The 25,549-nt window shown below is 39.7% G+C and carries 19 protein-coding genes and 1 riboswitch; of the genes, 9 read left to right on the plus strand and 10 right to left on the minus strand.

What is annotated here, in order from left to right; genetic code table 11:
* Positions 1-70 precede the first annotated feature (70 nt).
* The 4 genes from trpB to AC1Q59_RS12475 all read right to left on the minus strand — a co-directional run bounded on the left by trpB (position 71) and on the right by AC1Q59_RS12475 (position 4,798).
* A complete protein-coding gene (gene trpB, locus AC1Q59_RS12460) occupies positions 71-1,240 on the minus strand; it encodes a tryptophan synthase subunit beta (RefSeq protein WP_492366160.1) in 1,170 nt (389 codons plus the stop codon).
* A 137-nt stretch (positions 1,241-1,377) separates the two neighbouring features.
* The gene (locus AC1Q59_RS12465; protein ID WP_492366161.1) at positions 1,378-2,361 is read right to left on the minus strand and encodes a polysaccharide deacetylase family protein; all 984 of its coding nucleotides are present in this window, start codon (positions 2,359-2,361) and stop codon (positions 1,378-1,380) included.
* 4 nt (positions 2,362-2,365) lie between these two features.
* On the minus strand, positions 2,366-3,736 hold the full coding sequence (locus AC1Q59_RS12470) for a glycosyltransferase family 2 protein (protein WP_492366162.1): 1,371 nt from the start codon (positions 3,734-3,736) through the stop codon (positions 2,366-2,368).
* Positions 3,737-3,892: 156 nt separating this feature from the next.
* The gene (locus AC1Q59_RS12475; RefSeq protein ID WP_492366163.1) at positions 3,893-4,798 is read right to left on the minus strand and encodes a glycoside hydrolase family 16 protein; all 906 of its coding nucleotides are present in this window, start codon (positions 4,796-4,798) and stop codon (positions 3,893-3,895) included.
* 449 nt (positions 4,799-5,247) lie between these two features.
* Here AC1Q59_RS12475 and AC1Q59_RS12480 point away from each other — a divergent pair, with 449 nt between their 5' ends.
* Positions 5,248-6,768 (plus strand): glycine betaine uptake BCCT transporter, encoded by a 1,521-nt coding sequence (locus AC1Q59_RS12480; protein ID WP_492366164.1) that lies wholly within the window; start codon positions 5,248-5,250, stop codon positions 6,766-6,768.
* 79 nt (positions 6,769-6,847) lie between these two features.
* On the opposite strand, the gene AC1Q59_RS12485 is transcribed toward AC1Q59_RS12480, so the two are convergent.
* From AC1Q59_RS12485 to AC1Q59_RS12510, 6 genes are all read right to left on the minus strand, one after another.
* Entirely contained in the window at positions 6,848-8,659 is a 1,812-nt protein-coding gene (locus AC1Q59_RS12485; RefSeq protein WP_492366165.1) for a cation:proton antiporter, read from the minus strand.
* A 163-nt stretch (positions 8,660-8,822) separates the two neighbouring features.
* Complete coding sequence (locus AC1Q59_RS12490) at positions 8,823-10,031, minus strand: homoserine dehydrogenase (RefSeq protein WP_492366166.1); 1,209 nt, start codon at positions 10,029-10,031, stop codon at positions 8,823-8,825.
* A gap of 160 nt (positions 10,032-10,191) precedes the next feature.
* Positions 10,192-10,296, minus strand: a riboswitch (SAM riboswitch).
* A 162-nt stretch (positions 10,297-10,458) separates the two neighbouring features.
* Positions 10,459-11,643, minus strand: coding sequence for an amidohydrolase (locus tag AC1Q59_RS12495; protein WP_492366167.1), 1,185 nt, complete (start codon positions 11,641-11,643; stop codon positions 10,459-10,461).
* Positions 11,644-11,674: 31 nt separating this feature from the next.
* Entirely contained in the window at positions 11,675-13,078 is a 1,404-nt protein-coding gene (locus AC1Q59_RS12500) for an MFS transporter (protein WP_492366168.1), read from the minus strand.
* 213 nt (positions 13,079-13,291) lie between these two features.
* Positions 13,292-15,634, minus strand: coding sequence for a helix-turn-helix domain-containing protein (locus AC1Q59_RS12505; RefSeq protein WP_492366169.1), 2,343 nt, complete (start codon positions 15,632-15,634; stop codon positions 13,292-13,294).
* A gap of 178 nt (positions 15,635-15,812) precedes the next feature.
* On the minus strand, positions 15,813-16,313 hold the full coding sequence (locus tag AC1Q59_RS12510; protein WP_492366170.1) for a GNAT family N-acetyltransferase: 501 nt from the start codon (positions 16,311-16,313) through the stop codon (positions 15,813-15,815).
* Between the two features lie 308 nt (positions 16,314-16,621).
* On the opposite strand from AC1Q59_RS12510, the gene AC1Q59_RS12515 reads away from it, so the two are divergent.
* From AC1Q59_RS12515 to fliD, 8 genes are all read left to right on the plus strand, one after another.
* Entirely contained in the window at positions 16,622-16,825 is a 204-nt protein-coding gene (locus AC1Q59_RS12515; RefSeq protein ID WP_492366171.1) for an aspartyl-phosphate phosphatase Spo0E family protein, read from the plus strand.
* A 143-nt stretch (positions 16,826-16,968) separates the two neighbouring features.
* On the plus strand, positions 16,969-19,077 hold the full coding sequence (locus AC1Q59_RS12520; protein ID WP_492366172.1) for a hypothetical protein: 2,109 nt from the start codon (positions 16,969-16,971) through the stop codon (positions 19,075-19,077).
* The gene (locus AC1Q59_RS12525) at positions 19,077-19,373 is read left to right on the plus strand and encodes an EscU/YscU/HrcU family type III secretion system export apparatus switch protein (RefSeq protein ID WP_492366416.1); all 297 of its coding nucleotides are present in this window, start codon (positions 19,077-19,079) and stop codon (positions 19,371-19,373) included. Before AC1Q59_RS12520 ends, AC1Q59_RS12525 begins: the two co-directional genes overlap by 1 nt.
* Before the next feature lie 55 nt (positions 19,374-19,428).
* Complete coding sequence (gene fliS, locus AC1Q59_RS12530; protein WP_492366173.1) at positions 19,429-19,854, plus strand: flagellar export chaperone FliS; 426 nt, start codon at positions 19,429-19,431, stop codon at positions 19,852-19,854.
* Positions 19,855-19,877: 23 nt separating this feature from the next.
* Positions 19,878-22,340: a flagellin N-terminal helical domain-containing protein gene (locus AC1Q59_RS12535; RefSeq protein WP_492366174.1), complete on the plus strand. Its 2,463-nt coding sequence runs from the start codon at positions 19,878-19,880 to the stop codon at positions 22,338-22,340.
* A gap of 83 nt (positions 22,341-22,423) precedes the next feature.
* On the plus strand, positions 22,424-22,861 hold the full coding sequence (locus AC1Q59_RS12540; RefSeq protein ID WP_492366175.1) for a YaaR family protein: 438 nt from the start codon (positions 22,424-22,426) through the stop codon (positions 22,859-22,861).
* Between the two features lie 160 nt (positions 22,862-23,021).
* Entirely contained in the window at positions 23,022-23,375 is a 354-nt protein-coding gene (flaG, locus tag AC1Q59_RS12545; protein ID WP_492366176.1) for a flagellar protein FlaG, read from the plus strand.
* A 17-nt stretch (positions 23,376-23,392) separates the two neighbouring features.
* A complete protein-coding gene (gene fliD, locus AC1Q59_RS12550; RefSeq protein WP_492366177.1) occupies positions 23,393-25,537 on the plus strand; it encodes a flagellar filament capping protein FliD in 2,145 nt (714 codons plus the stop codon).
* The last annotated feature ends 12 nt before the right edge of the window (positions 25,538-25,549 follow it).

Here is a 25,549-nt window from a genome sequence, read left to right on the forward strand (position 1 = left end):
GTATCTTATAAAAAAACTGACTCAAACTAGTCGCATTCATGACAGTTTGAGTCAGTTCATTTTTCTATTCTTATTTATTTAACATATGGAAGACCTGGTCCACATCTTTATCTCCGCGACCAGATAAATTAATAATAATGGTATCATCCTGTGAAAGCTCTTTAGCTAATTTGAGTCCATAAGCAACAGCATGAGAACTTTCTAGTGCAGGAATAATTCCTTCTACTTTAGATAGCAGCTGAAAAGCTTCTAAGGCTTCTTGCCCTGTAACGGCCACATATTCGCCTCTGCCGCTAGCTTTTAAATAGCTGTGTTCAGGGCCAACGCCGGGATAATCCAATCCAGCGGCAATCGAGAACACCTTCTGCGGTTCTCCGTTCTCGTCTAATAGTGTAAAGCTTTTGAATCCATGCAATACAGCAGGAACGCCTTCCGACATGGTTGGTGCTTCCGTAGGCTCGACTCCAATTAAGCGAACGGAGTTTTCATCAATATAATGAGCAAAAGCCCCAATTGCATTGCTTCCGCCACCTGTACATGCGACCACCGCTGTTGGCAGTTTTCCTTCTTTTTCTAAAATTTGTTTCTTTGATTCTGCACTGATGATCGCTTGGAAGTGCTTCACAATTGTTGGATATGGATGCGGTCCAACGGCCGAACCGATTAAATAAAACGTATTTTCATAGTTCTCCATCAAGTCAGTTAACGCTTCATCCACCGCATCTTTTAATCGGCCTTGACCTTTATCGACTGCAACGACCTTAGCACCTAACAGTTCCATGCGGAATACATTCAGTTTTTGACGTTCGGTATCCACTTTCCCCATATAAATAACACATTCTAGACCAAACATTGCGCATGCGGTTGCAGTGGCTACACCATGTTGTCCCGCACCTGTTTCCGCAATAATTCGTTTCGCTCCCATATGTTTCGCTAATAGAATTTGACCAAGGGCATTATTAATTTTATGGGCACCCGTATGATTTAAATCTTCACGTTTTAAATAAATTTTTGCCCCGCCAACCCGCTTTGTTAAATTCTCTGCAAAGGTTAATGGGTTCTCTCTGCCAATATACTCTTTTAAATAATAGTTCAACTCATTAGTAAACTTAGGATCATCTTTGATTTTAAGAAATTGCTCTTCAATCCGATCCATTACCTTTTGAAGCTGTTCCGGAATAAAACTTCCGCCAAACTCTCCAAAATATCCATTTCTCTGTTCTACGCTATTACTCGTCATACTCAACTACACTCCTAACTACTAAACTATTATAAAATTTCCAATGATATTATTATATCGAAAAATCGTATGAAAATAAACAGGACAAGGTGCCTGTCCACAGCAGGACAGAGGGACAGGCACCTTGTCCTTTGAGGTTAATACAAACTAATCCTGTCAAATGCATCACCCGTTGTCGAAGTTTTCTCTTGAAGAGTTTCTTGTTGTTCTAAAATATATCTAAAATCCTCAATCGTGTAAGCTGGGTGAATGCTAATCCTAGGAACCTCCAAAATGTGCTGTGACGGTTCTGCATAGCCGTGCTTAACCGTAAAGGCCATTTTGACATTTAGTTCTTTTAAAATATCTAATGTAGTGTTGGTGTACTCCCCATATGGTGCTGCAAAGGCATCTGAGCGTCCTAGCCATTCATTTGCTTTGGAAATATCCTTTTTTGCCTCATCTTTGCCAAAAGATCTTAAGTAGGCAACTTCGTTCTGATCTCTTCGATGGAAGGAATGTGTATGGTTTCCGTAATCAAAGACATCTGATGCTTTTTTCAATTCTTCTATACTCGCATATTGTAATTTGGAAGAGTTATATGGAACGGTTTTGTCTGTAATCATTCCAGTAATCATGAAATGGACCGCATAAAATCCATGTTCTTTTAAGACAGGATAGGCAAATTCAAAAGCATTTTTAAATCCGTCATCAATGGTAATTAAAACACTTTTGACTGGAACCTTTTTCTCGCTGGTCATAAAAAGCTCGAATTCCTTTAATGATAGAACTGTATAGTTATGTTCCTTTAAATAGTCCATTTGTTTGGTAAACTCTTCAAGTGTTACGACTGTGTCAACAAGCTTGCCATCTTCTGTGACATATAAATCGTTCAGTTGGTCCTCTGGAATAATCTGATGATACATTAGAACGGTTACGTTTTTAGCGTGCCCTTTTTCTGCTTGCGAGAAATCTCGATTAACAGAAATGGGAGAGATGTTAGAATCACTTAGTAATTCTTTGGCAGATGCGGGTGAAAATCCATAACCTGAAACATAGTCGTACAATAAATAGCAGAGAGGGGTGAAAAACGCTAAAAAAGTTATCGTAAATAAAATATTAGTGATGGCATACTTCCCCATATGTTTAACCCCCAAGTGTATTCCTAACATTAACTTTTACTTCTGTATCAATGATGATTTGCTTGCCAATTCTTTCTGAACGGCTCCACCCATCCTTATTAAAAAAGTAGCAGACCGTCCCAAATGTAACAAAAAATACTTCTGTCACCCTATAGAACATGACTTCAATCGGGAGGAATAAAATGAGTGAAATATAGTCTCTTAAACTATACAAGTGACCAAACCTCCTTGAAACTAGTAATGTTGCAATATTAAGCATAATGGCTAGAACAGCTGAAATAGTAAATAGGAAGAATAATAATTTTAAATGGTTCATGGAGATAAGGATGATAATTGGAATGAATAGGAGGGTGTATGCTGATAACGTACCAAGTAAGAGAGAGTCAATAAGCAAGAATGTGGACGCTTTAAAATTAATTTTTCGATAAAACGACTTACGAAAGGTAATCACACAATCAATAAAAGCCTTCTGCCATCGGATTCGCTGCCTATATAAACTTTTCAGGCTTGCAGGACATTCTGTATAACAAACCGCTTCAGGGACAAAAATAATTCGCTTTCCCTTCAAACTGGTTCCAATCAATTCTTGGATACGCAGAGTAATATCCATATCTTCTCCCACTGTCTTTCGGTAACCATTTGCCTGGATTAAAACGCTCCGTCGAAAGGCACCAAAGGCACCTGCTATCACCGTAAGTGAAGAGAATTTTGATTGAGTAATTTTGTTCATATAAAAACCTGTTAAATATCGAATCACTTGAAACCGAATGAGGCCAGGTATTTTGAAGCAAGGTATAATCTTATTCCCGTTATTTTGATAGCCTTGGACAATATTCACTAATCCGCCTGCAGCTACAATAAAATCATCCTCAAACGACAGGTTCATTTCATTTAACGAATTTGTCTCAAGAATACTATCCGCATCTAATGTAATAATGATTTCTTTCTCTGCAAAATCTATTCCAGTGTTAAGAGCATCCGCCTTTCCTCCATTTTCTTTATCAATCACCCAGATATTAGGATATATTTGCGAACGGTAAACCCCTTTAACTTTTTCATGAGTTAAAACACCTAGTGTCGATCTTGGGGTTTCAGCTAACATGAGCTGTTTATGGAATGTCTCCATTGTGTCATCAGTGGAGCCATCATTAATAAACAGAACTTCAAAATTACTGTACTGAACATTCAAAATCCCCATTATACAATTTTCAATGACAAGTGTTTCGTTGTATGCAGGAATCAATACGCTAATTCCTTTTTCCTTTTCCGGATAAAGTCTGTTTGTTGACCTGCTAGTATAAAGGGGGATAAAAATGTAAAGAGTTTGGAACAAAACAAAAAAGCTAAAGAGGACTAAGGTGATTATTAGTAACATAAAGTTTCCTCCATTTTTAAAAAGGCTGTTGAAGACATGAAGATCAAGCAAGGGTGTTTGCTTTAAATGGTAAATTAGTTCCATATAAAGAACGATAAAACAATAGTAAATACGGAATAGGATTATCCCTTTAAAGGTTTAATCCTATTGTGTAACTTACTCGTCTACTTGTTTAAAAACCCTGACATAATCAATTTCAAATATCGCTGGAAAAATAGTAGTATGGTCAGGAGATCCTGGCCAGTTTCCTCCAACTGCTGTATTTAGGTATAAATACATCTTTTCACTAGGGATATATGTGTTTGTTTTAAATCTTTCTACACCATCGATAAACCACGTAAGAGAGTCTGGTGTCCACTCAACACTAAAGGTATGGAAATCACTGGTGAAGTCAGGACCTCTAAAGGAAGCAGATTCACTTTTTAAAGCTCCGTCCTCACCTAACCAATGGGCAACCATCCAAACCTCATTAGGCAGATGGCCAAGCATTTCCATAATATCGATTTCAGGAAGCCAGGTGTGTTCCTTATCTGTCATCATCCAAAAGGCAGGGAACATTCCTTGCCCTGCAGGAAGCTTAGCTCTCATTTCCGCTTTTCCATATAAAAAGTCAAACTTATTTTTTGTATGAACGGCCCCAGATGTGTAGTTTTTCCCTTGGTATTTCTCGGCCTTGCTTATTAATCTTAAAAACCCATTTTTAACGATTACATTATTTGGAGAGTAATATTGCAGTTCCTTATTCTTCTGTGCTGCCCAATCTTCAATATTCCATTTTGTGAGATCTAAATAGGAGTCTGCGAATTCATCATGCCAAACCAATTCCCATCCGTCGTGGTTAAAGATGGAAACTTTATCAGAGTCCTTAAATTCAGAAGTATGATCCATAACATCATCACCATCACTATCAGACGTTATTTTTCCAGTGGTGTTTTGAGCATTAGTGCCATTTTCAGACTCGGGAATCACCTCATTATTTTCACCATTTGATAAAAAGAGAATTGAGCCAAAGACAGCCAAAACAAGCAAACAAAAAATAACCATCTTATAAGATCTGTTCATTAACTGCTCATCTCCAAAAATCATGTTCAATTTAAGGTATTCAAAAATTCATTATAAAGAACAAAATTATTATTAAAGGGACAGCCGAAAAGGACAGAGGGACAGGCACCTTGTCCTTATGAAGAGGGTGTCTTTACTGCTGGCAGGAGATGCCCTGGAATCCCGTCCAGGGTTTCTCCGGGGTTTTGAACAACTATAACCCGGGTATTATAAGGTAAATCCCAAATATATAGCCACCGCTACAGCAACACCCCAATATCCCCTAAATAAGACGTATAAGCCCTATGGTTAGATATCTCCTCCTATTTGTACTATACTGAAATAGTATGTGTGTCGAAAAATGCAGGAAATTGTTTGAGTGGAATGGGTTTTATGGGATTTTTTTAAAGGTGACAATCACAGTCGTATGACTATTCATTCGTTTGATTTTATTAAGAAGGGAGCATTCGATGCGAAGAATTTCAAATGTTTTTTGGATATCACTTGCCATGGTTCTTGCAGCTGTTATTTTCGGTGTGACGGCGCCGGAAAGTTTTGAAGAAGCTACAGGCAATCTGCAGGAATTTCTTACAACAGCCTTTGGCTGGTATTATTTAATTTTAGTTTCAATCATCGTCGTCTTTTGTATTTTCCTCATTTTCAGTCCCGTTGGAGCGATTCGACTGGGTAAGCCCGGTGACAAGCCGGAGTTCTCCAATGTCTCATGGTTTGCTATGTTATTTAGCGCAGGTATGGGGATTGGTCTAGTATTTTGGGGAGCTGCGGAACCGCTATCGCACTTTATTAATCCTCCATTAGCCGAGGGTGGAACAGCTGCTGCTCAGAAAGAGGCCATGAGATACACATTTTTCCACTGGGGTATACACGCATGGGCTATATACGCTATCGTCGCCCTAGTCTTAGCCTACTATCAATTCCGCAAAGATGAGCCAGGCCTCATTTCAGCTACATTAAAACCCGTTTTAGGAAAAAGAATGGAAGGGCCATTAGGAATCCTTGTTGATGTTTTAGCCGTGTTTGCTACTGTGATTGGGGTTGCGACCACTTTAGGGTTTGGCGCAGCGCAAATTAATGGCGGCTTATCATTTTTATTTGGAATCCCAAATAATTTTACCGTTCAAATTATCATAGTTGCTGTTGTTACCGTTCTATTTATCATATCGGCATGGTCTGGATTAGGAAAAGGCATCAAATATTTAAGCAATACCAATATGGTTTTAGCGATTGCCTTATTTATACTCATGTTCATTGCGGGTCCAACCATTTTAATATTGAACATGTTTACTGACACACTTGGGGGATACATTCAAAATATCGTTCACATGAGCTTTAGAATCGCTCCTCTTAATGAAGAACACCGTTCATGGATTAATGGCTGGACAATCTTTTACTGGGCATGGTGGATTTCCTGGTCCCCATTCGTTGGTATCTTTATTGCTCGTGTATCAAAGGGCAGAACCATTCGTGAATTTATCATTGGCGTTCTCTTGCTGCCATCCCTTGTCAGCTTCATGTGGTTTGCCGTGTTTGGCACATCGGGGATTGATGTGCAGCATGCAGGGAATGTTGATTTAACGCAATTTGCCAATGAGGAAGTCCTATTTGCCATCTTTAATGAATTCCCATGGTCCACGCTGCTTTCAATCGTAGCGATCGCTCTTGTTTGTACATTCTTTATCACCTCTGCTGACTCAGCAACATTCGTTCTTGGCATGCAAACAACCTATGGATCACTCACACCGCCTAATTCTGTAAAACTATCTTGGGGTATTGCGCAGTCTGCTGTCGCATTAATTCTTTTATATAGCGGTGGATTACAAGCGCTGCAAAATGCGTTAATTGCTGCGGCATTCCCATTTTCATTCATTCTTTTATTAATGATGCTGTCACTTTATCGCTCATTAGCAAAAGAGAAAAAGGAACTTGGCTTATATTTCAAGCCGAAACACAAAAATAGTAATAAATCCTGAAACACTGGAGCAGTTTTCGAAACGTTGCACAGGCACGCTTCGGTTTTCTTGTTTCATGAAAAAAGGGAGACTGTCTTATCTACGAGACAGTCTCCTCTTTGTTATCCTCCGTCAATACAACAAGCTGGTCGCCTTCATCTAAAACAAATCTCTTTTTCAGTGTTACAAAGGTTAGTGTATGATTCTTTTTCATGATAAAGAGCGGGGTAACTCCAGCTGGAATATCCTCTTTTTGAATTTTATTTTTCTGATTCATTTCAATTGTTTTTAACGTGTAACCAATATTGATTTTCCGGTTCAGTTCGGTAAAGATGGCGTCCTCTCCAAAAAGTAAGTGCGCCTTAAGAGCCGTTGACAATTCATTGTGATCTGCATGGTTATTTGGCTTCACCGGCAGGGCAAAGGTGTTTTGATAACCGAATTCCGGAATATGGGACTGGCAAACGAGTGCATTATAAGCGGCATCGCCAGTCATCGCCAGGATGGTTTCATAAGGGGTAAGGTCAACCTCGTATTGTGTATGTTCAGATAGAATTTCCCCTTGATGTGTAGCGATCCCTTTCAATTGTGCTGGGCGCAGCCTGTCACCGGAGGAATCGAATATGATTACCGGAATGCCCGTTTCTTTTAATTGATTGGCAAACGCAACAGAAAAGCTGCTTGCGCCAACGATTAGAACGCCGGGCGGGTCTGTACTGGCAAGTCCCAGTTTCTTCGCCAATGGACCGATCGTAAACCCATGAGCACAAACCGTGATAAACACAAGTGCAAAGGTCAAAGCTGTAAGAATGCCAGCCCCTTGATAGCCATCCTCGAGCAGAATCGCTGCGAAATATCCGGAAACGGTTAAGGCAACGATTCCCCTTGGAGCAATCCAGCCAATCAGCGTTTTTTCAGCAAATGTCAGTTCTGTCCGAATCGTCGAGAGCCAAATAGATAACGGACGGACAATGAATAGCATCACAAGAACGAATCCGATAATGGGCAGTGTGAAGACTTCTGCAATTGTTTCTCTTGTTAGCGATGATGTCAGCAAAATAAAAATCGTCGATGTTAAGAGAACAGAGATGTTTTCCACAAAGTGACTGATACTGCCAAGAGACGATACGTACTTCTTTGTCCGTCCTAAAGTGAGTCCCATGACCGTTACTGCCAGCATCCCAGTTTCATGCATAATCACTTCGCCAATCGTAAAGCAGATCAGTACAAAGGATAAGATGATGGGGGACTTCAAATATTCCGGGAGAAAGCCCTTGCTGACCATGATGCTGATAGCCAGTCCAATGACATATCCTAGTAATATCGCAAGCAGGGCACCTAAAAAGAAGTTCCACAAATAGGGGAAATGAAGCATTTCATTGGTCAGCACCTTGATCACCTGGTAGGCAAACAGAGCCAGCAATGGACCTGCAGGATCAACTATAATGCCTTCCCATTTGAGAACAGCAGCTGTACGCGGCTTTAGTTTCGCTTGCCTTAGCAATGGAATGATGACGGTTGGCCCGGTGACAACAAATAATCCGCCAATGATGAACGAAATTTCCAGGTTTAATCCAGCAATGAAATGCGCCGCAAGCGAACCGCCGATCCACGCTAGAAAAGCTCCCACCGTAACAATTCGGAATACAGATTTCGAAATGCCCTTGATTTCTCGAATATCCAGGCTTGAGCTTCCTTCAAACAAAATAATCGCGACCGCCAAAGAAATCAGCGGGCTATAAAGCTCATCCAATGCCTCTTTCGGATTAATGAATCCAAAAATAGGTCCAATAAGCAAACCAGCAATGGACATAATGACAATCGACGGCCATTGGATCCGCCAGGCCAGCCATTGTGAAAAGATCCCAAGGCCAAGAATGACGGTTATACTAATCAATGCTGTTTGTTCCATTCCTTCACCTCATTGGGTAAAAGGGTCATCTGCAAGACTCCCTCAAAGTGAGTAATAGTTTACCAAAAAATTGAAGAACTTGCCAGGCGAGGCACAGAGAGAGGGCATGCGATCAGCCAATACTTCTAGCTAATCGCATGCCCCCAACTTGAAACACCATTATTTAATAAGTTGCCACGACTTTTTCTTTGTTTACTTCACCCAGTACTTGATAAATCTGTACTTGTGGGATTTTAATAGCATTTAAGTCCTCTTCAGATGATTTTACAATGAATACATTGTGACGAACTCTTTCGATTACTTCCGTTGCGGGAGGCAGAAGGGACGTATTTAGATCCCCGCAGATTGCCCAATAAGATACAACAGCTGCCTCACTTTTTGCAAATTTTTGTTCTGAATGTGAAGGGGCTGTAATTTTTCTATCAATATGCACTAAATCTTCAACAATAGCACTAGCAGTAGGGAACATTCCAGCACCAGGACCTTGAAGGCTGATATTCCCAACAATATCCCCATCAATGGAAACGGCATTTTGCACGCCTTCTACATGATAAAAAGGATGCTGTTCATTGACAAGGACAGGTTTAACGGAGCATTGAATGCCATTGGCCGTTTGTTCGATGGAGGCGACATGCTTAAATCGCAATCCTAATGAGGAAAAGAGTTCAATTTGCTCATAGGATATTCTGCGAATCCCTTGGCGAACGACCTGTTTCCAGTCCGGCGATTTCCCAAATGCGACTTCGCTTAAAATCATTGCTTTATAGAAAGCATCAAAGCCTTCGATATCATTGGTTGGATCGGCTTCAGCAAATCCATTATCCTGTGCTAGCTTGAGCGCAGACTCAAAGCTGAGGTTTTCTTCTCTCATTTTTGTCAAAATAAAGTTTGAGGTTCCATTAAGAATGCCTTGGATTTTTTGAATGTTATTGACGTTCAGCAGCTGTCTAAGTGTTTGAATGACAGGGATTCCGCCTGCAACTGTTGCTTCGAATCCCAATGATACATTATTTTCGATCGCTAATTGCTTCAAATCAGTCCCATGATGGGCAAACATTTCTTTATTCGCTGTGATAACATGGCAGCCACGCTGGATGGCCTGCTTCAAGTAAGAATAACATGGTTCTTTCCCTGAAATGGCATCGATGACTACATCTAATTTTTCCAATGAGATGATTTTTTCAAAATCATCAGTTAGTAGTACACTTGGATCCTCTAAGTGATGTTTATATAAGTTCTTTACTAGTACGCCAACAATTTTTACTTCTTTTCCAAAAAGGGCTTGAAGCTTTTCCTGATGAGATTGAATGGTGGCATAGACGCCTTTTCCAACTGTACCGTGTCCTAACAAGGCTATATGAATCGCCGACATTTATAAGTTCCCCCTTACCTTTCCTTTGTGAGTTACGCAATGCCCTAACTAAGCCCAATACACAACTGCGATAAAACAAAGCTACAAATAGTAAAATCCCCTTCCGCGAATCAAGACAGAAGGGGATGAGGAACTTAATAAAGAGCGATCCGTTTCCGCCTTCCCATCTTCGGAAAAAAATATTCCTCTGAAATTGGCACCGTGCAAAGGAATGCTGGTTGCCGAGGTTTCTCAGGGTCAGTCCCTCCACCTCTCTTGATAAGAAGATTGACAATTATGAAATTAATAATAATGATATCTGCTAACCTATTGGAAGTCAATACGCTTTCTTAAATTATCGAACAGAGTTTTCGTGCTTGTTCACGTCCAAATTAAAAAATGGGGACGGTCCCCCTGTATAAGGAAAACCGTCCTCATTTTTTCACAACTACATATTGTAATACCCACAAACCACTGTTCCAACTGCTTTTGCTGCTACTAAAAGGGCATCTTCATCGATATCAAATTTAGGATGATGGTTAAAGTATGGCTTTTCAACCCCTTTTGGTGTGCAGCAAATGTAGAAGAAGCAGGCTGGGAATTTTTTTGCATAATGGGCAAAGTCCTCAGAAGGAGCCATTGGTGCAAATTCCTGAACCTCTGTAATGTCTTTATCATTTGCATTTTTTAAGTAAGAAGCAACCAGTTCCGTCACTTCCGGGTCATTGTAAAGCGGCGGATAGTCTGGTGTATAGGTTAATTCGCAAGTCACATTGAATTCCTCTTGGATTCCGTTAGCGATGCGGCGAATTTCCCGTTCGATTGTTTCCCTCGTTTCTTCCGTCATAGCGCGAACATCACCTTCAATTTCCACGCTATCTTTAATGACATTAAAGGTACCTTTTCCATCAAATGAACCGATGGTGACAACCCCCATATCAAATGGATTTAACCTGCGGCTAACCACTGTTTGAATCGCTGTGACAAAATGGGCACCGGCCACAATTGAATCATTGGCCAAGTGTGGAGAAGATCCATGCCCGCCGACACCTTGGACTTTCAATTTAAAGTACGCACGGCCAGGGAATACATATCCGCTGTTATACCCTACTAAACCAGAGGGGCCAAGCGGCAGTAAATGAATGCCGAAGATATTGTCTAGATCATCTAATAAACCAGATTCAATCATGCCGATCGCACCGCCTGGCGGTACTTCCTCTGCAGGCTGGTGAATAATTTTGATTGTACCAGGGATTTCATCCTTTAATTGAATCAAGCAATCTGCCAGAACAAGCAAGTAAGCTGTATGGCCATCATGGCCACAGGCATGCATGACACCTGGATTTTTTGATTTAAACGGCACATCAGTTTCCTCTTCGATTGGCAGTGCGTCAAAATCGGCTCTCAGCCCAATGGTCTTACCTGGTTTTCCGCCTTTGATGGTCACAATGACTCCATGTCCTCCGCCAACATTTGTATCTACATGTACATCTTTGCCTTTATAAAAATCCTCAATGAACTGGCTGGTTCTTTCCTCTTGGAAGGAAAGCTCAGGATTTTCATGCAAAGTCCGGCGGATTTGAATGATTTCGTCTTTGCGTTCTTCAAGCATGGTCATTAATTTACTTTTCATTGTCTGTTCCTCCGCTCAAAATAAGTTTTCTTTAGGCAGCCTGACCTGCGTTTGCCTCTTGATCTTCTTTACCTGCATTTTTTGGCACCATAAAGATGATGGAAAGAAGGGCTAATACACCAAAGATCACGTTCGTAATAATGCCCCAAGTTGCCCCTGCCTCCAGGTTGCTAGCAGACATGACGCTATATACAGTGGCAGAAATCGCGACCCCGAAAGAGCTTCCAAGTGAGCTTGCCATTTTATAAATCCCTGCAGCTTCACCGACTTTATTCGATGGAGCGTTGGATACAGAAGTATCTGTTGATGGAGTTGCATAGATCCCTAGGCCAAGACCGAATAAGGCGTAACCAATAAATACGACAACGGTATAAGCTAAATCAGGCAAGAAGGTTAAGCCCATAATCGCAACACCTGCTGTTGTAATCACTGAACCCCAAAGCATTGGCTTCTTAGCACCAACTCTTTGTAAAATTTTCTCACCGACGCGAATCATCGCTAACACAGCCACTAAGTAACCAAGTGATAACATACCGGATTGGAAGGCGCTGAAACCGCGGCCGACTTGGACATACGTATTGGCAACAACCATTGTCCCGGCAATGGCATTTAACAAAAAGTTTGAGAATGTTGCCCCTGTATATGGTTTGTTTTTAAATAAGCTGAAGTCAATAAGGACGACTTTTTTGCTTTTTTCTACTTTTATGAAGAGAATCGCACCAACAATGGTCACTGCTGCCATGATCAAGGACATAGGACTTGTCCAGCCTAAATCAGCACCAAAGGTAATCAACACGTTTAAAGCAAGCATGACAACAATAAAGATCATTAAGCCAGCGAAATCGAACTTGAACTTTCCTGAAGTTTCTGTTTTGCTTTCAGGCGCATCTTTGATTAGTAATAAAGCAAGTGCGGCAATTACAATGGAGAAAATGAAGATCCATCTCCAGCCTAAGTAAGTGGCAATTAAACCGCCGGCAAATGAACATACACCAGATCCACCCCAAGAACCGATAGACCAGTAGCTAAGTGCACGCTGACGCTCGGCACCTTCATAATAAGATTTAACTAAAGCAATCGTAGCAGGCATGATACAGGCAGCGGACAAGCCTTGAATAATCCGGCCGATCACAAGAAGAACAGGTCCATTAGCAAAAACTAAACAAAGTGAACCAATAATGCTTAAAATCAGTCCGATATTAGTAATCTTCTTCCGGCCGATTTTATCCGCTAAACCACCCATGGCGACAATAAACAAACCTGAGAATAAGGCTGTTAAACTAATACCAATATTTAATGTTCCAAGGGAAACGCCCAAGTCTTTTTGGACGGCAGGGACCACATTGACCAATGATTGAGCAAATAGCCAGAAGGTGAGAACCCCAAAGACAATCCCTGTAAGTAATTTGTTTGTACCTTTATAACTATTTTCCATGTTTACTACCTCCTAAGTAGTGCTGCTGCAAATTTCGAGTAGCTTTTATAACATGAAAAGATTGTGAAACTACCGGTGTTTTTTCTTTTCGTAGATTATTATAAAAAAAAGCCCCTTTTAAAAAGAGGCTTTTTTTGTCGTATTCTTTTTATTCCTGCGTGAAATTATTAACACTAGCAAATATGGGACGAAAATGTACGGTACTTTTTTTACCTAGAACAAGACCTTTCGTATTTCAAAAAAGTGAATGGCATTGACAGTGAGGTAGGAATACATGGTCCATTCCCCATCAATGGTTTCATCAAATACTTCTAGTGATGGGTGACTGGAACGTGTTATGTAGTCAATAATTTCATGGTCAATCCCAAACTCACTGTTATTTTCCCACCAAAGCTTGTACAAGGCGCCATGATCTTTATCAAAAATAAACTTGCGAATTTGGTACTTCCCGCTAGGAATCCCGTTAATCGTCACTCGCATTTCCTTCATTAATTTCTGAAGAAACGAATCCTCGATGGATAAAAACGGATTAATGATCGTCGAGTTCATGAGAACAAGCTGATAACCCAGCTCATTTTCCGTCATTACAAATAATGGCCCTCTAGCGATGATATGTCCGCGTAATCGGTTGAAAAAGGACATCGCGAAAAACACTGGCCGTTTGCCGTTAAAATAATGGAACATTTCCATGCCTTCTAAAGGAATACTGTTCACATCCAAACTTTTTTCATGCGTCTCCGTGTTGATCCAGAAACCGAGTATTTCCACCTTATCTGAAACACTGATCGCATTATTAAAAACTAGAGCCCCGCGAAAAAAGGTGCCATTGGTATAGCGGGTATTACCCGAAATCGTATTCCAAGTTATTAAGTGAAGCGGTTTCTCAATCGCGTATTGTTTTAAATATCGTTTTAATTTCTCCGTTTTTTCTTTAATAAAGTCTTTAGCCAAATCAAAATTGGTATCATCTAGTTTTTGATAATCAATGATTTCATGTGTATTTGCTTGGAAGGCAATAAAATCAACATATTCACTTTGCTGGAGAACCCATTGATCATGCCGATCTATCACACCTTGGTTATAGGAAAAGGGTAAAAGAACGCCGATTCTAAGATTAGGGATGATGGATTTTAGCAATCCGTAAATTTTTATATAAAAGGTTTCCAGTTCTTTTTGATTTCGATGGTGATCTGCAGCGTCCGTAATCATGATGCACCACGATTCAACATAGCTGTTTCCAAACAATGTGACACAATGTTTAAAGAATCTTTGCAGTTTTTCTAAATAAGCCTCCTGCTCGGATGCAATCCGGTTATATTTGACATGAATATATAAAGATAATTGATTGGCTTTTAAAAACTCAATGGCCTCATCTGAATTGTAATAAGGGGATGTCGTTGGAATTAATTCATCCGTTTCTACTTCAGGAGCAATCGTCCTTCCTGTTAAAAGCCTATGGATCCCGACATATTTAATTTTCAAACCATCTTTCGCTAACAACACTTGCTTTCGTACACTTTCTTTCTGCAATTCTTTCAGTTCGCCAATCATCAATAGATTGTCTGGATGATGTAACTTCTGTTTTGAAGGAGATTCGATATCAATTGTTACCGATTCGAAATTGGTTTCTAAATCACTAATCGTTTTTGTATCTTCTCCTTCTGAAATTAAGAGTCTTAGTTTGATCATCATTTCAGGCGAGTTTAGCAGCGTTTCTTTATCTTCCATATCATAATTTTGCACAGCATTTACTGGTTCTTTAGCATTTTTTTCACGATAGGAGACAGGCGTTTCTCCATAGACCTCTTTAAATAAATTCGTAAATGCTTTAGCGTTAGGGAATCCATGCTTTAAGGCGATATTTGTGATGGAATCCTTTGTGTATAATAAATCCTTCAAGCTATGTTTTAAGCGAATATTCATCATATAGCGGGTAAATCCAGTCCCTAACTGCTTTTTAAAATAACGCGAAAAATAGCTGGATGATAAATAAAATCTATCTGCGACCTCATCTAATGTAAGGGGCTCTGTATAATGCTGTTCAATGAAGGCTAGGATTCCCTTTAATCGGTCATCTTCCACATAGACATCGGATTCAATTGTTTCATCTGCTTTAAATCTCCGAATTAAGATAAGCAAAATTTTCGCAATCCGTTCACTCATCTCTAGTTTATATCCTTCTTCTTGCCGGAAATGGATCACCATCATTTCAGCAAGAAGCTTTCGCAATTCTGTAATCGTATTTTCCTTTCCTCTGTCAATGTCAGGAGAAAATAAATCGAAGGTATGGAAGCGATATTCAGGATAAAAGTGGGCCAGAAAAGAATCAGGAATACTCATTTTCAGCACCGTGTTTTTTCGGATGCCGCGAATTTCATAAGGCTGGTTGCGATTAATGACAAATAAATGGTCCTCACCCAACTGGTGGACAGATCGATCCGTTTCAACCGCTAATTCCCCATCTAATACAAGGAGAATTTCCAAGCCAGAATATATCGCAGTTGATGAATATTTAATATTTTGAATGCGCAGGATAACGTCATTTATGGATGGCATTAAATTTTCCTCCTAAAAACACGGCAAAGATATTGGGGTAGATCCTGAGTTTATTAATTATATTTTACCCCATACTGAGGAAAAATTTAGATTTAATGACCCAAAAGGGTCGGTTAGATATCGCCGTTGATTTCCGCTCCAATCAACTAATTCATTAAATCACCATTAAGACCACTGCCTATTTTATAAAAAGAACCATATGCTCTTCATCTAAATACACATCATCTAATTTCATTGCCCTCTTTTCCATACTAAAGACCTCAAAGCCAAAGGAGATATACAGCCGTTTGGCCGGCAGATTTGTGGCTACTACAGTAAGGTAAATTTGTTCAACCCCGTCTAGTTCCCTGGCTTTATTAATTGCTGCTTCTAAAAGTTTTTTTCCAATCCCTAATCCGCGTCTATCCTGTGCTACATACATGGCAAAAATATTTGCCCGGTGTCTAAGTTTATACAATGTTTCTTTTACCAAGGTGATCGTTCCAACTAGCTGATTGTTTTCATAAGCACCAAAGGTAAATGAACCTTCTGCTTGAAATCTTTCTTTATACTTTTTTGCTGTCTGGCTTTTTTCCTCTTCGTAGCTTACGGCAAATGCCTCAGGGTTATTTTTCAAGGCTTCTAATCTTATATGAAAATAATAATCCGCATCTGAGGGTGTTAACAGTCTAATCTCCATTTGGTCCTCCAATCTATTGTTAGAAAATTATTACTTTGTTTTATTTTAATATATTAAAAAAAATCTTACTTCATTGTAAAGATGAACAATTAAGCGTTTTCACGACGTTTTTCGACAAAATTATTATATTAGCATTTCAATGAAGTTTTGAGAATTTTCCAAGTATCCTATTTAGTATTTTCAAGGGTAATGACCATGTGATAGTATCTTATAGGTTTTGGAAATACGAGGTTTAACACCATGGATTATGATTATTCATTCTACATTCCTCAATCATTTTTCAATAAAAATTAATTAAAGGTGTGTGTATGATGAAATTGAAGGACCATGAACAATTGGAAGATGTCGAACTTTTAGCCGAAATCCTGGAGCTTAGAAAAAAATTAAAAGAGATATACAAGGCAAAGGGCCCCGGGAATACTGAATATATTACGCTTTCGATAAAATTAGATTTGCTTATGAATCAGTATTTTGAAGAAAAAGGCGAAAGCTTAGCAGTGAAAATTGGATAAATAATAAACAGAGAGGTGTTCCATCACTTCTCTTTTTTTATACATAGATTGGTAAATTTGTCCTGCCTGCAACGCCTTGAATTCCTTAGCATATAGCCGATATTACCAATAGGTATTTGATTTGGAGTGTGGTGGACGTGAATATGGAAATTAGAGGTAATATGTTTCCGCAAAATAAAATAGCAGATTCTACTTTATCAATTAACAAGAATGATATTACTTCTATTGTTATCAAGGAAAGAAAACCGAATAACGAAGCGGTCGTGCTAATGAAGGGGACGGAACTGACCGTTAAGTTTGAAGGGGAGGTTCCTGCACAGAATCGGGCAATGGTTGAGGTATCTAACGCTAATAGCGATCAAATTGTAGTTAAGGCTATCAGCAAGCAGGACAATATAAAACCTGCAATGGGGCAAACAGCTGAGTCTCTTTTGAAGAATATTGCTAGTCCAGACTTGCGGCAAGCTGCAGCTCTGTGGGAGGCAAAAGGATATTCACTTACAAAAGAAGTGATAGCCGTTTTAAGCCACTTTTTGAAAAATGAAGCTGGGACCATTGAGCAGAAGTTAAACTCCATCCAAGCATTAATGAATAAAAATATAGAATTAACACCTATACATATAAAAGCCGTGCACTCCGCATTACATGGCGAGCCGTTAACTGCCTCTTTGGAAAAAATCTTAAAAGCTATAGGCTATGAATTGGATCCGGCCAAATTTGTAAAGGAACAAACGGGAGCTGCTAAGCTGGAAAACAGTATACAAATTGCATCACAAAGTTCAGAGACTGCCCTCCCAAAAGAAACCGGAGTGGGCCAAAGTCCTTTAACCAAGGCATTTCTGGAACTAGTGAAGGCTGTTCAGCATGAACCCTCTCTACCTGCCTTGCTGGAGAAGATCCCGCCGTTTTTAACAGAAGCCGCAGGCCATAGCGAGATAAATTTGTCATCACTAAAAGAAGCCCATCAGAAGGCAGTCCATCTTCAGGAAAAGGGCAGAGAACTTGCTTCGAGAAAGGAATTGGCCAATGGCCTGACCAAGCTTCAGCAGGAAAACAGCGTTCTTCAGCCAAATGCAGAAGTGATTCTTTCTGATGCTGAACAAGCGATGATAACCAATGTGCTTCAGGGGATGAGGGGCGAAACAAAGGACATTATCGTTACGATGATTTCCAAAAGGCTGTCGCAAATGGCGATTGATTTCAAACAGGTAAAACAAGGAATAACGAAAAATCTTGATTATCTTACAAATAAGTTAAATCTCCCAGCCAATCGGCTGCAAATGTCACAACTTCTTGAAACTACTATCCGTAAGCTCGATAATGCCATTTTAAAAGGCGATTACATGCTTTATACAGACATGTCCATGGAAAAAAATTTAATGAAAGCAAGCAGCAGTCTTGCTGAGGCGAAAACACTTTTGCAAAATGGGCAAATCAGCGATGCTAATAAAATTGTTAAAGAAGTCAAGGCAACCTTAGATAGCATTATCTTCAAGCCTTCTGATGTTAAAGTGAAGCATTTTGTCAGTGAACAAGGTTTGAAAGAATTACTGCCGGATAAGCAGGTAGCTAAGCAATATGAAGCTGTTCTGCAAAACCTTAATCGTGACGATTTGTCTGCGCGTCATGTATTTGAATCGGTTAAAAGGCTTGGCTTTATGAATGAAAGGGAAACCGTCCAGGCTATGGTTAATCGAAATGCGTCAGAACTGCCGGAAAATGTCAAGGCATCTTTATTAAAATTCTTGCAAACTGAAGAGGGACAGCAGCCTAAAGTGGCCTCTCAAATCGATCAGGCCATTAATAACTTTACCGGACAGCAGCTGTTAAGTAAGCCTGACGCCTCTGGAATGCAAAGCATGCTATTGCAGCTGCCCTTTATGTTTAATAAGCAGGTTGAGAATGTCAAGGTCTTTGTCAATTCGAAGAAAAATGGCGAAAAAATTGATTGGGAGAATTGCAGTTTATATTTTGTCCTAGAAACAAAAAAAATGGGCGAAATTGGTATACTGCTAACTGCTGCGAACCGAAATCTCTCGTTAACTTTTAAAAGCAATAAAGACGATTTTCAAGAGAAAATGGAACCGTTAGCTGAAGTTTCTAAGGAAAAGTTTAAAGAAATCGGTTTTAATGTCGGGGGCGTTCAATTTAAGAAATTAAATCAGGACTCTTTTGAAAATAAACATGAAGACTCGGCTGTTTTAGGACAAACTTCAGCTTTTACAGAGAAAGGATATGACTTTTCGATTTGATGAATCAATATTATATCAATCAAAAGAAACGCAGAGAGACAAATGGGCCAACGGCAGCTGTTATCCGCTACAATGAGCACCAGGGTGGCACGCCCACCGTTGTTGCTCAAGGGTCAGGCCAGGTTGCGCAAAAGATCATTAATATTGCAAAGAAAAATCATGTGCATCTTCAAGAAGATCCAACTCTTCTAAGTAATTTACTGGACATTGACCTTGGTGATTCAATCCCGCCTCAGCTTTATGCCGCTATTGCTGAAATCCTTGTTTTACTAGAGGAAGTTGACAAAAGGTACTAAAAAACTACAAAATTTTGCCGATATTAAATGAGGAAGAAAGTTGCAGGAGGTACATATGGAAGCTCTAACAAATGAAATTCTTTATCAGAAGTCACCGCAGGAGTTGACATCCCTTTTATATGAAGGAATGCTTGAAAACCTGGAGGGTTCCATAGTTGATATCGAACAAAAAGATTACATTTCAGCAAATAAGAAGCTGCAAAGGGCAAATGATATTCTTCATCGCTTAGGAATTGGACTTAAGTATGAAGCGGGTTCTATTGCTGAGCAACTTGACACATTATATAACTTTTTAGCTGATCAGTTGATTTTGGCTAATATAAAGAAAGATATAGAGATTATAAAAAAGGCAGCAGAAATCACAGAGGTTCTTTCCAAGGCTTGGAATGATGCAATGAAATTGAAGCCCACCTCTTTACAAACAAATTTGTCCAGAAAAGTTTCTGCCTATGAAAATAGCATTATGAGGACAAATAACTAATTTCAGACCAGGGGTGAACGTAAATGAGAATTAATCATAATATATCGGCATTAAATGCTTACCGCAATCTATCAGTAAATAACGCGAATACGGCTAAAAGTTTAGAAAGACTATCTTCTGGTCTTCGAATTAATAAGGCGGCTGATGATGCAGCAGGCCTGGCAATTTCTGAAAAAATGCGCTCGCAGATTCGCGGTCTTGAAATGGCAGAGAGAAATGCCCTAGATGGCATCTCCCTTATTCAAACAGGCGAGGGTGCGCTTTCATCTGTTCATGAAATCCTTCAGCGTATGAGGGAACTATCCGTCCAGGCGGCAAATGACTCCTATACAAAGACTGACCGCGCGGAAATTCAGAAAGAGCTTAATCAGCTTACTTCTGAAGTGAACCGTATTGGAAATTCAACTGAATTTAATACGGCTAAGCTATTAGATGGCAGCAGGACAATTAAATTCACAGAAGACGGAAAAAGTTTTCCAGATGGAAACGTGGTATTATTTAACGATCAAAACCAAATGGCTATGACGATTACAAATCCAGATGAACTAACCACTGGTACTCATAAAATTGAGATTTCCAAGATAGAAGCAGAATCAGTCAATCCAGAAAATGTGACACTTGAAAATGGACCTGTATTTGGTGCTTCAGGCGATGCGCGATCAGGTGAAATTGGTGTAACTAGTGAAGCTGCAGAAGACGCATGGACATTGACTCTTGAAAAAGGTGATGGTGTCCTCTTTCAAGATGGATCAATGATTCAAACGGATAATTCAACAGGATTGACTTACGAGATTACTGATCAGGAAAAAGCTTTGCCTGGAGATTATAATGTTGAGGTTACTAGCGTTGTAGCAGATAAATATTTCGAGGGCGGAAGTACAGAATATACACTCCAGCCAATGAAACTAACCGTGAATGGTTCAGGAGATTATTCCTTTAACGGCGGTACCATTTCTTACGATTTTTCTGCTCCAGGCGGTGAACCGTACCCTGCCTCTGAAACCATCACGATTAAGTATATTAATGATGAGGAGTTTGAAATTTCTAGCAGTGGGGACACCATCAGAAGTGAGAGACATAAATTTGGCGAAAGCTATCAAAAGCATGGTCTTAATTTCACTTTAGAAAAGTTAGGCTCAAGTCAGTCTATACAGTTTGATGTTGGACAATCTGCTGAAGAAATTATTGCAGATCCACTGAAAAATTATACTGTTCAAGGCACAGGTAATGTTGAGTTTGAAAAACCAATAACTGTGCATAGTAATGTGGAATCAGGGGATTGGACTATCACTAAGCTGGCTGCAGGCTGGCAAGTAAAATTCGTTGATGAAGCAGGAGTTAATACGATTATTGATCAGGTACCTTATGCGGATATGTATGATAATAATCATGGCATCTCTTTTCAGTTTAGTACCGCAACAGCGCTGGCTGAAGGAGACAGTATAACCTTCTCAACTAAGGCTGCTGATGAATATTTAGATTATACAGTTTCTATTAACAATCAGCCTTACGAAATTCCTGGGGTGAAAAAAGGCGATTCCGTCACTCTGTCTAATGTATCCGAATTTGAGGGGTTATTATTAAATGCTGATGATCTGAAGGAAGGCTCATTCTCCTTTACCATTAATCCGCCAACTCCGAATAAATATCTTTTATCAAATGCTGATGGAACAAAAACAGCAGCCATTGAAGAAGGCCAGCCTTTTGATGATTATGGTTTGCAGTTCCTGGTTGATGCTCCTGGAACATTGAGTGATGGGGAAAGTGTAAGTTTCTCAACTTCAACACCTGCAACATTGTATCAGTACCAGGTGTCCTTAGATGGTGGCCAACCAGTTGATATTGGAACAAAAGCAGTCAGCGGGGAAGATCCATTTGTTTTCGCGTTTGATGGAATTCCTGGATTAGAAATAAATAGTCTTACCGGGCTAAAGGAAGGCGAATTTGAATTTGAACTTCAGGAAGGTTCACTGCAGGATAATTCCTTAAAACTGCAGATTGGTGCTAATGCCGGCCAAATGGTATCTCTGCAAATTAATGATATGCGCGGAAGTGCACTGAACATCTCTTCAGATACTGCCGGAGAAGCAACTATAACTTTGGTTGACGGAAGCTTTCAAAAAGTTTGGTTTACGGAAATCCCAGGGGCAACAGATGGGGTATCTAATGACGAGACATTGTATGCATTGGATGTTTCAACTAGTGAAAAGGCACAAGCAGCTATTACTGTCCTAGATGATACGATTCAGCGAGTTTCTTCTGAAAGAGCACGTCTTGGTTCCATTCAAAACCGTTTAGAACATACAGTTGATAACTTGAAGATTATGAATGAAAATGTAACTTCCTCCGAATCACGAATCCGCGATTTGGATATGGCTTTAGAGATGACCAACTTCACGAAGAATAATATTCTAAACCAAGCTGCTCAGGCTATGCTGTCACAGGCAAACCAATTGCCGCAGGGTGTCCTGCAGTTACTAAAATAATTTTAGGGGGAGGAGAATTTCTTCTCCCTTCTTTATTTGATAGAATAGTCGTATCTTAGGTGCTTTTAAAATGAGGTGTGAAAATGGAAGTTCAACGTGTCGGAAAGGCCTCTATGAATAAATTACAGGCAAAAGAAGAGGTAGCTAAGGATTCAATTGCCTTTCAGGAAATGATGAAAAAACAGCGGACAAGCATTACCTTTGACCGCCTTAATCAAAGAATGAAGGAAATTGAGGATCAAGGAAAAAAGCTCGTAAACAATCAAACCGTTGAAAACTTACGCAAATATAAAAAGATGATTAAAGACTTCATGGATGAATCGATTAAAAATGGTCTGCAGCTTGATCAGCACAGAGGCTTCAGCCAGAGGGGCTCCACTAAAGTATATACGTTAGTAAAGCAAGTGGATAAAAAACTAGTCGAGCTTACTGATACCGTCCTCGATAAAGAGCACAAGGGCCTCTCTATCCTAAGCCTTGTTGGGGAAATTGAAGGGCTGCTGATTAATATATATACCTGATAGGGATATCACCACCCGTTTGAATTCGCTGTGTTTCTTTTTATGTTGGTTGGGACCTTACTCATTTAGATGAGTAAGGTCTTTTTTTCTTTTTTTCTAAAAGTTCTTTTATTCTATCCGATATTATTAGAAGAATCGTTTAAGTTTGGGGGACTAAGAGATGATTGAGCGCGTTTCATCGAATCAGCCTTCCCTGCAGCTTAGAACACCACCTAGAAGGGAAACGACTATTGAAATTAAAGAAAAAAAGCAGCCTGAACCAAAGGAAGAAGTTCAAGAGTTTACCCTTGCTGAAAAAACATTACAAGAAATTGTTCAAGGACTGAATGATTTTCTTAACCCGACTCATACTTCCTTGAAGTTTGAGTTTCATGAAAAGCTGAACGAATATTACGTAACATTAGTTGATGATAAAACGAAAGAAGTAGTCAGGGAGATTCCTCCAAGAAAGCTACTTGATTTCTACGCGGCAATGACAGAAAGAATTGGTTTATTGATTGACCGCAAAATTTAAGAAAGCGAGGTACAATCATGAGGATTGGCGGTTTAGCCAGCGGTATGGACATTGATACCATGGTTAAGGATTTAATGAAAGCAGAACGGATTCCGTTAGATAAATACAAGCAGCAAAAGCAAAAATTAGAATGGCAGCGCGACGATTATCGTGCCATCAATACTCTGCTCCTTGATTTCCGTTCTGATTTGACACAAATGAAGTTAACGACTAAATACCGTGTGCGGAATGTTTCGACTACCAATGATGAGCGGGTGACGGCTACAGCCAGCAGTGCGGCTTCGTTGTCGTCTTATTCGATTGGGAAGGTTACGCAGCTGGCTTCTGCGGCTACTAGGATAAATGCGGAAAAAATATCTAAAGAGGTTAATGGAGAGAAATTTGATCCAAGTAAAAGCTTGTACTATGAAAATGTAAATGGAAAGTTAGACCCTTTTACTTGGTCTGAAGGTGTTGTAGAAAGCAAGACCATTAAGGTTGGCGTGGATCCTTTAAATCTTGGTTCAGGGATTACATTAAATAATGATATTGAAAACATGTCTGTTAAAGTTAACGGAACTTCCTATAATATTGTCCTTGCAGAAACAGACCTAAAACAGGATAACCAAGTTTATTTAGGATCTGATGGTACTATCAAATTTAATTTGTCCCCTAAAAAGGACAGCGTCATAAAAGTGGATTATGTTCTTAAAGAAAAAACAGAATCTAAAAAAGTTGAAACACCCATTAAAGAATGGCAATTGGCGAATGGTGCGCTTGTGTCAAAGTCATCTAATCCAGATGATAATTATGCTTTCACATTAAGGCTTACAAATCCGGATAATAGTTCAACTATTTATAAGGTAATAGAAGGGGAAACTCCGGATAACGATGGATTTGTAACTTTAGTTGACAATGTAAATAATTCCAATTCCGTTGGAAAAATCAATCTTGATACCGGTAAAATCATCTTTAACAGCGAACAGGCTAAGGGTACAAAATTGGAAGTAAATTATAGACAGCATTACACAACCTTTAACCTAACAACCCATACTTCCAAAGGGGAAATCAAGGAAAATTTCCTGGTCAAAGGAACAGATTCGCTTAATCAGGTTATTAACAAGGTAAATAGCTCTAATGTAGGTGTATCCATGTTCTATGATTCTTTTTCCGATCGAATCTCTATGACAAGAACAGAGACTGGAAATTTTAGGGGGAATGATCCGACTCCAACAAAAGATGAGTTTGGTAATGATAAATATACATATAGTGATGCCGCAGATAGCGAAATTATTACTGGCGGAGATTTTCTAAATAATCTTTTAAAATTCACTGATGCCAAAGAAACCGGGGGAGAAAACGCTATTTTTGAAATCAACGGCCTAGAAACCGAAAGAAACAGCAACACTTTCGACATCAATGGTGTTACTTTCACATTAAAGCAAACTTTCGAAGATGCGCCAGTTAGCTTGTCCATCAGCAATGACTCATCAAAAGTAGTAGATAATATAAAAGAATTTGTCACAAAGTACAATGAACTCATTGATAAAATCCAAAAGAAAGTCAACGAGGAAGTCTATCGCTCCTATCAGCCGCTGACTGATGACCAGCGCGAGAGCCTGTCCGATAAGCAGCAGGAACAGTGGGAAGAAAAGGCGAAGAGCGGCTTGTTAAGACGGGATCCGATTTTATCGTCGGTTTTAACAAAAATGCGCCTTAATTTTTCTAACCCCGTGCAAAACGACGATGTGAACCCGATTTATAGTCAGCTTGCCTCAATCGGAATCAAAACCACCGCCAATTACTTGGAGGGCGGAAAGCTGGAAATTAATGAGGCCGAGCTAAAGGCGGCAATTGAAGCCGATCCATCATCTGTCGAAAAGCTATTTAATGGCAGCGGTGAAACCGACAGTCAAAAAGGAATTGTCCAGCGGCTGTACGACACGGTCAGTGCTAGCTTTGATCAGCTAAAAGAGAAGGCTGGGAACAGCAATACCACCAATGCTAATTTCGATATCGGGAAGCTTTTGAACAATGTGAATAAACAAATCGACCGATTTGAGGATAAAATGATCAAGGTAGAGGACCGCTATTGGCGGCAATTCACAGCTATGGAAAAAGCGATTCAGCGTTCAAACGAGCAAATGGGGTTTCTTATGAACCAGTTTGGCGGCGGCATGTAATTTTTCAAAGGA

The sequence above is a fragment of the Cytobacillus sp. MT66 genome, from assembly GCF_058792595.1.

Coding starts and splice junctions, on each gene's coding strand:
- fliS (WP_492366173.1), top strand. CDS start 19,429: ATGGAAGCTCTAACAAATGAAATTCTTTATCAGAAGTCACCGCAGGAG.
- AC1Q59_RS12465 (WP_492366161.1), bottom strand. CDS start 2,361: ATGGGGAAGTATGCCATCACTAATATTTTATTTACGATAACTTTTTTA.
- AC1Q59_RS12500 (WP_492366168.1), bottom strand. CDS start 13,078: ATGGAAAATAGTTATAAAGGTACAAACAAATTACTTACAGGGATTGTC.
- AC1Q59_RS12495 (WP_492366167.1), bottom strand. CDS start 11,643: ATGAAAAGTAAATTAATGACCATGCTTGAAGAACGCAAAGACGAAATC.
- AC1Q59_RS12510 (WP_492366170.1), bottom strand. CDS start 16,313: ATGGAGATTAGACTGTTAACACCCTCAGATGCGGATTATTATTTTCAT.
- AC1Q59_RS12535 (WP_492366174.1), top strand. CDS start 19,878: ATGAGAATTAATCATAATATATCGGCATTAAATGCTTACCGCAATCTA.
- AC1Q59_RS12525 (WP_492366416.1), top strand. CDS start 19,077: ATGAATCAATATTATATCAATCAAAAGAAACGCAGAGAGACAAATGGG.
- AC1Q59_RS12470 (WP_492366162.1), bottom strand. CDS start 3,736: ATGTTACTAATAATCACCTTAGTCCTCTTTAGCTTTTTTGTTTTGTTC.
- fliD (WP_492366177.1), top strand. CDS start 23,393: ATGAGGATTGGCGGTTTAGCCAGCGGTATGGACATTGATACCATGGTT.
- AC1Q59_RS12485 (WP_492366165.1), bottom strand. CDS start 8,659: ATGGAACAAACAGCATTGATTAGTATAACCGTCATTCTTGGCCTTGGG.
- AC1Q59_RS12505 (WP_492366169.1), bottom strand. CDS start 15,634: ATGCCATCCATAAATGACGTTATCCTGCGCATTCAAAATATTAAATAT.
- trpB (WP_492366160.1), bottom strand. CDS start 1,240: ATGACGAGTAATAGCGTAGAACAGAGAAATGGATATTTTGGAGAGTTT.
- AC1Q59_RS12490 (WP_492366166.1), bottom strand. CDS start 10,031: ATGTCGGCGATTCATATAGCCTTGTTAGGACACGGTACAGTTGGAAAA.
- AC1Q59_RS12480 (WP_492366164.1), top strand. CDS start 5,248: ATGCGAAGAATTTCAAATGTTTTTTGGATATCACTTGCCATGGTTCTT.
- flaG (WP_492366176.1), top strand. CDS start 23,022: ATGATTGAGCGCGTTTCATCGAATCAGCCTTCCCTGCAGCTTAGAACA.
- AC1Q59_RS12520 (WP_492366172.1), top strand. CDS start 16,969: ATGGAAATTAGAGGTAATATGTTTCCGCAAAATAAAATAGCAGATTCT.
- AC1Q59_RS12540 (WP_492366175.1), top strand. CDS start 22,424: ATGGAAGTTCAACGTGTCGGAAAGGCCTCTATGAATAAATTACAGGCA.
- AC1Q59_RS12475 (WP_492366163.1), bottom strand. CDS start 4,798: ATGAACAGATCTTATAAGATGGTTATTTTTTGTTTGCTTGTTTTGGCT.
- AC1Q59_RS12515 (WP_492366171.1), top strand. CDS start 16,622: ATGATGAAATTGAAGGACCATGAACAATTGGAAGATGTCGAACTTTTA.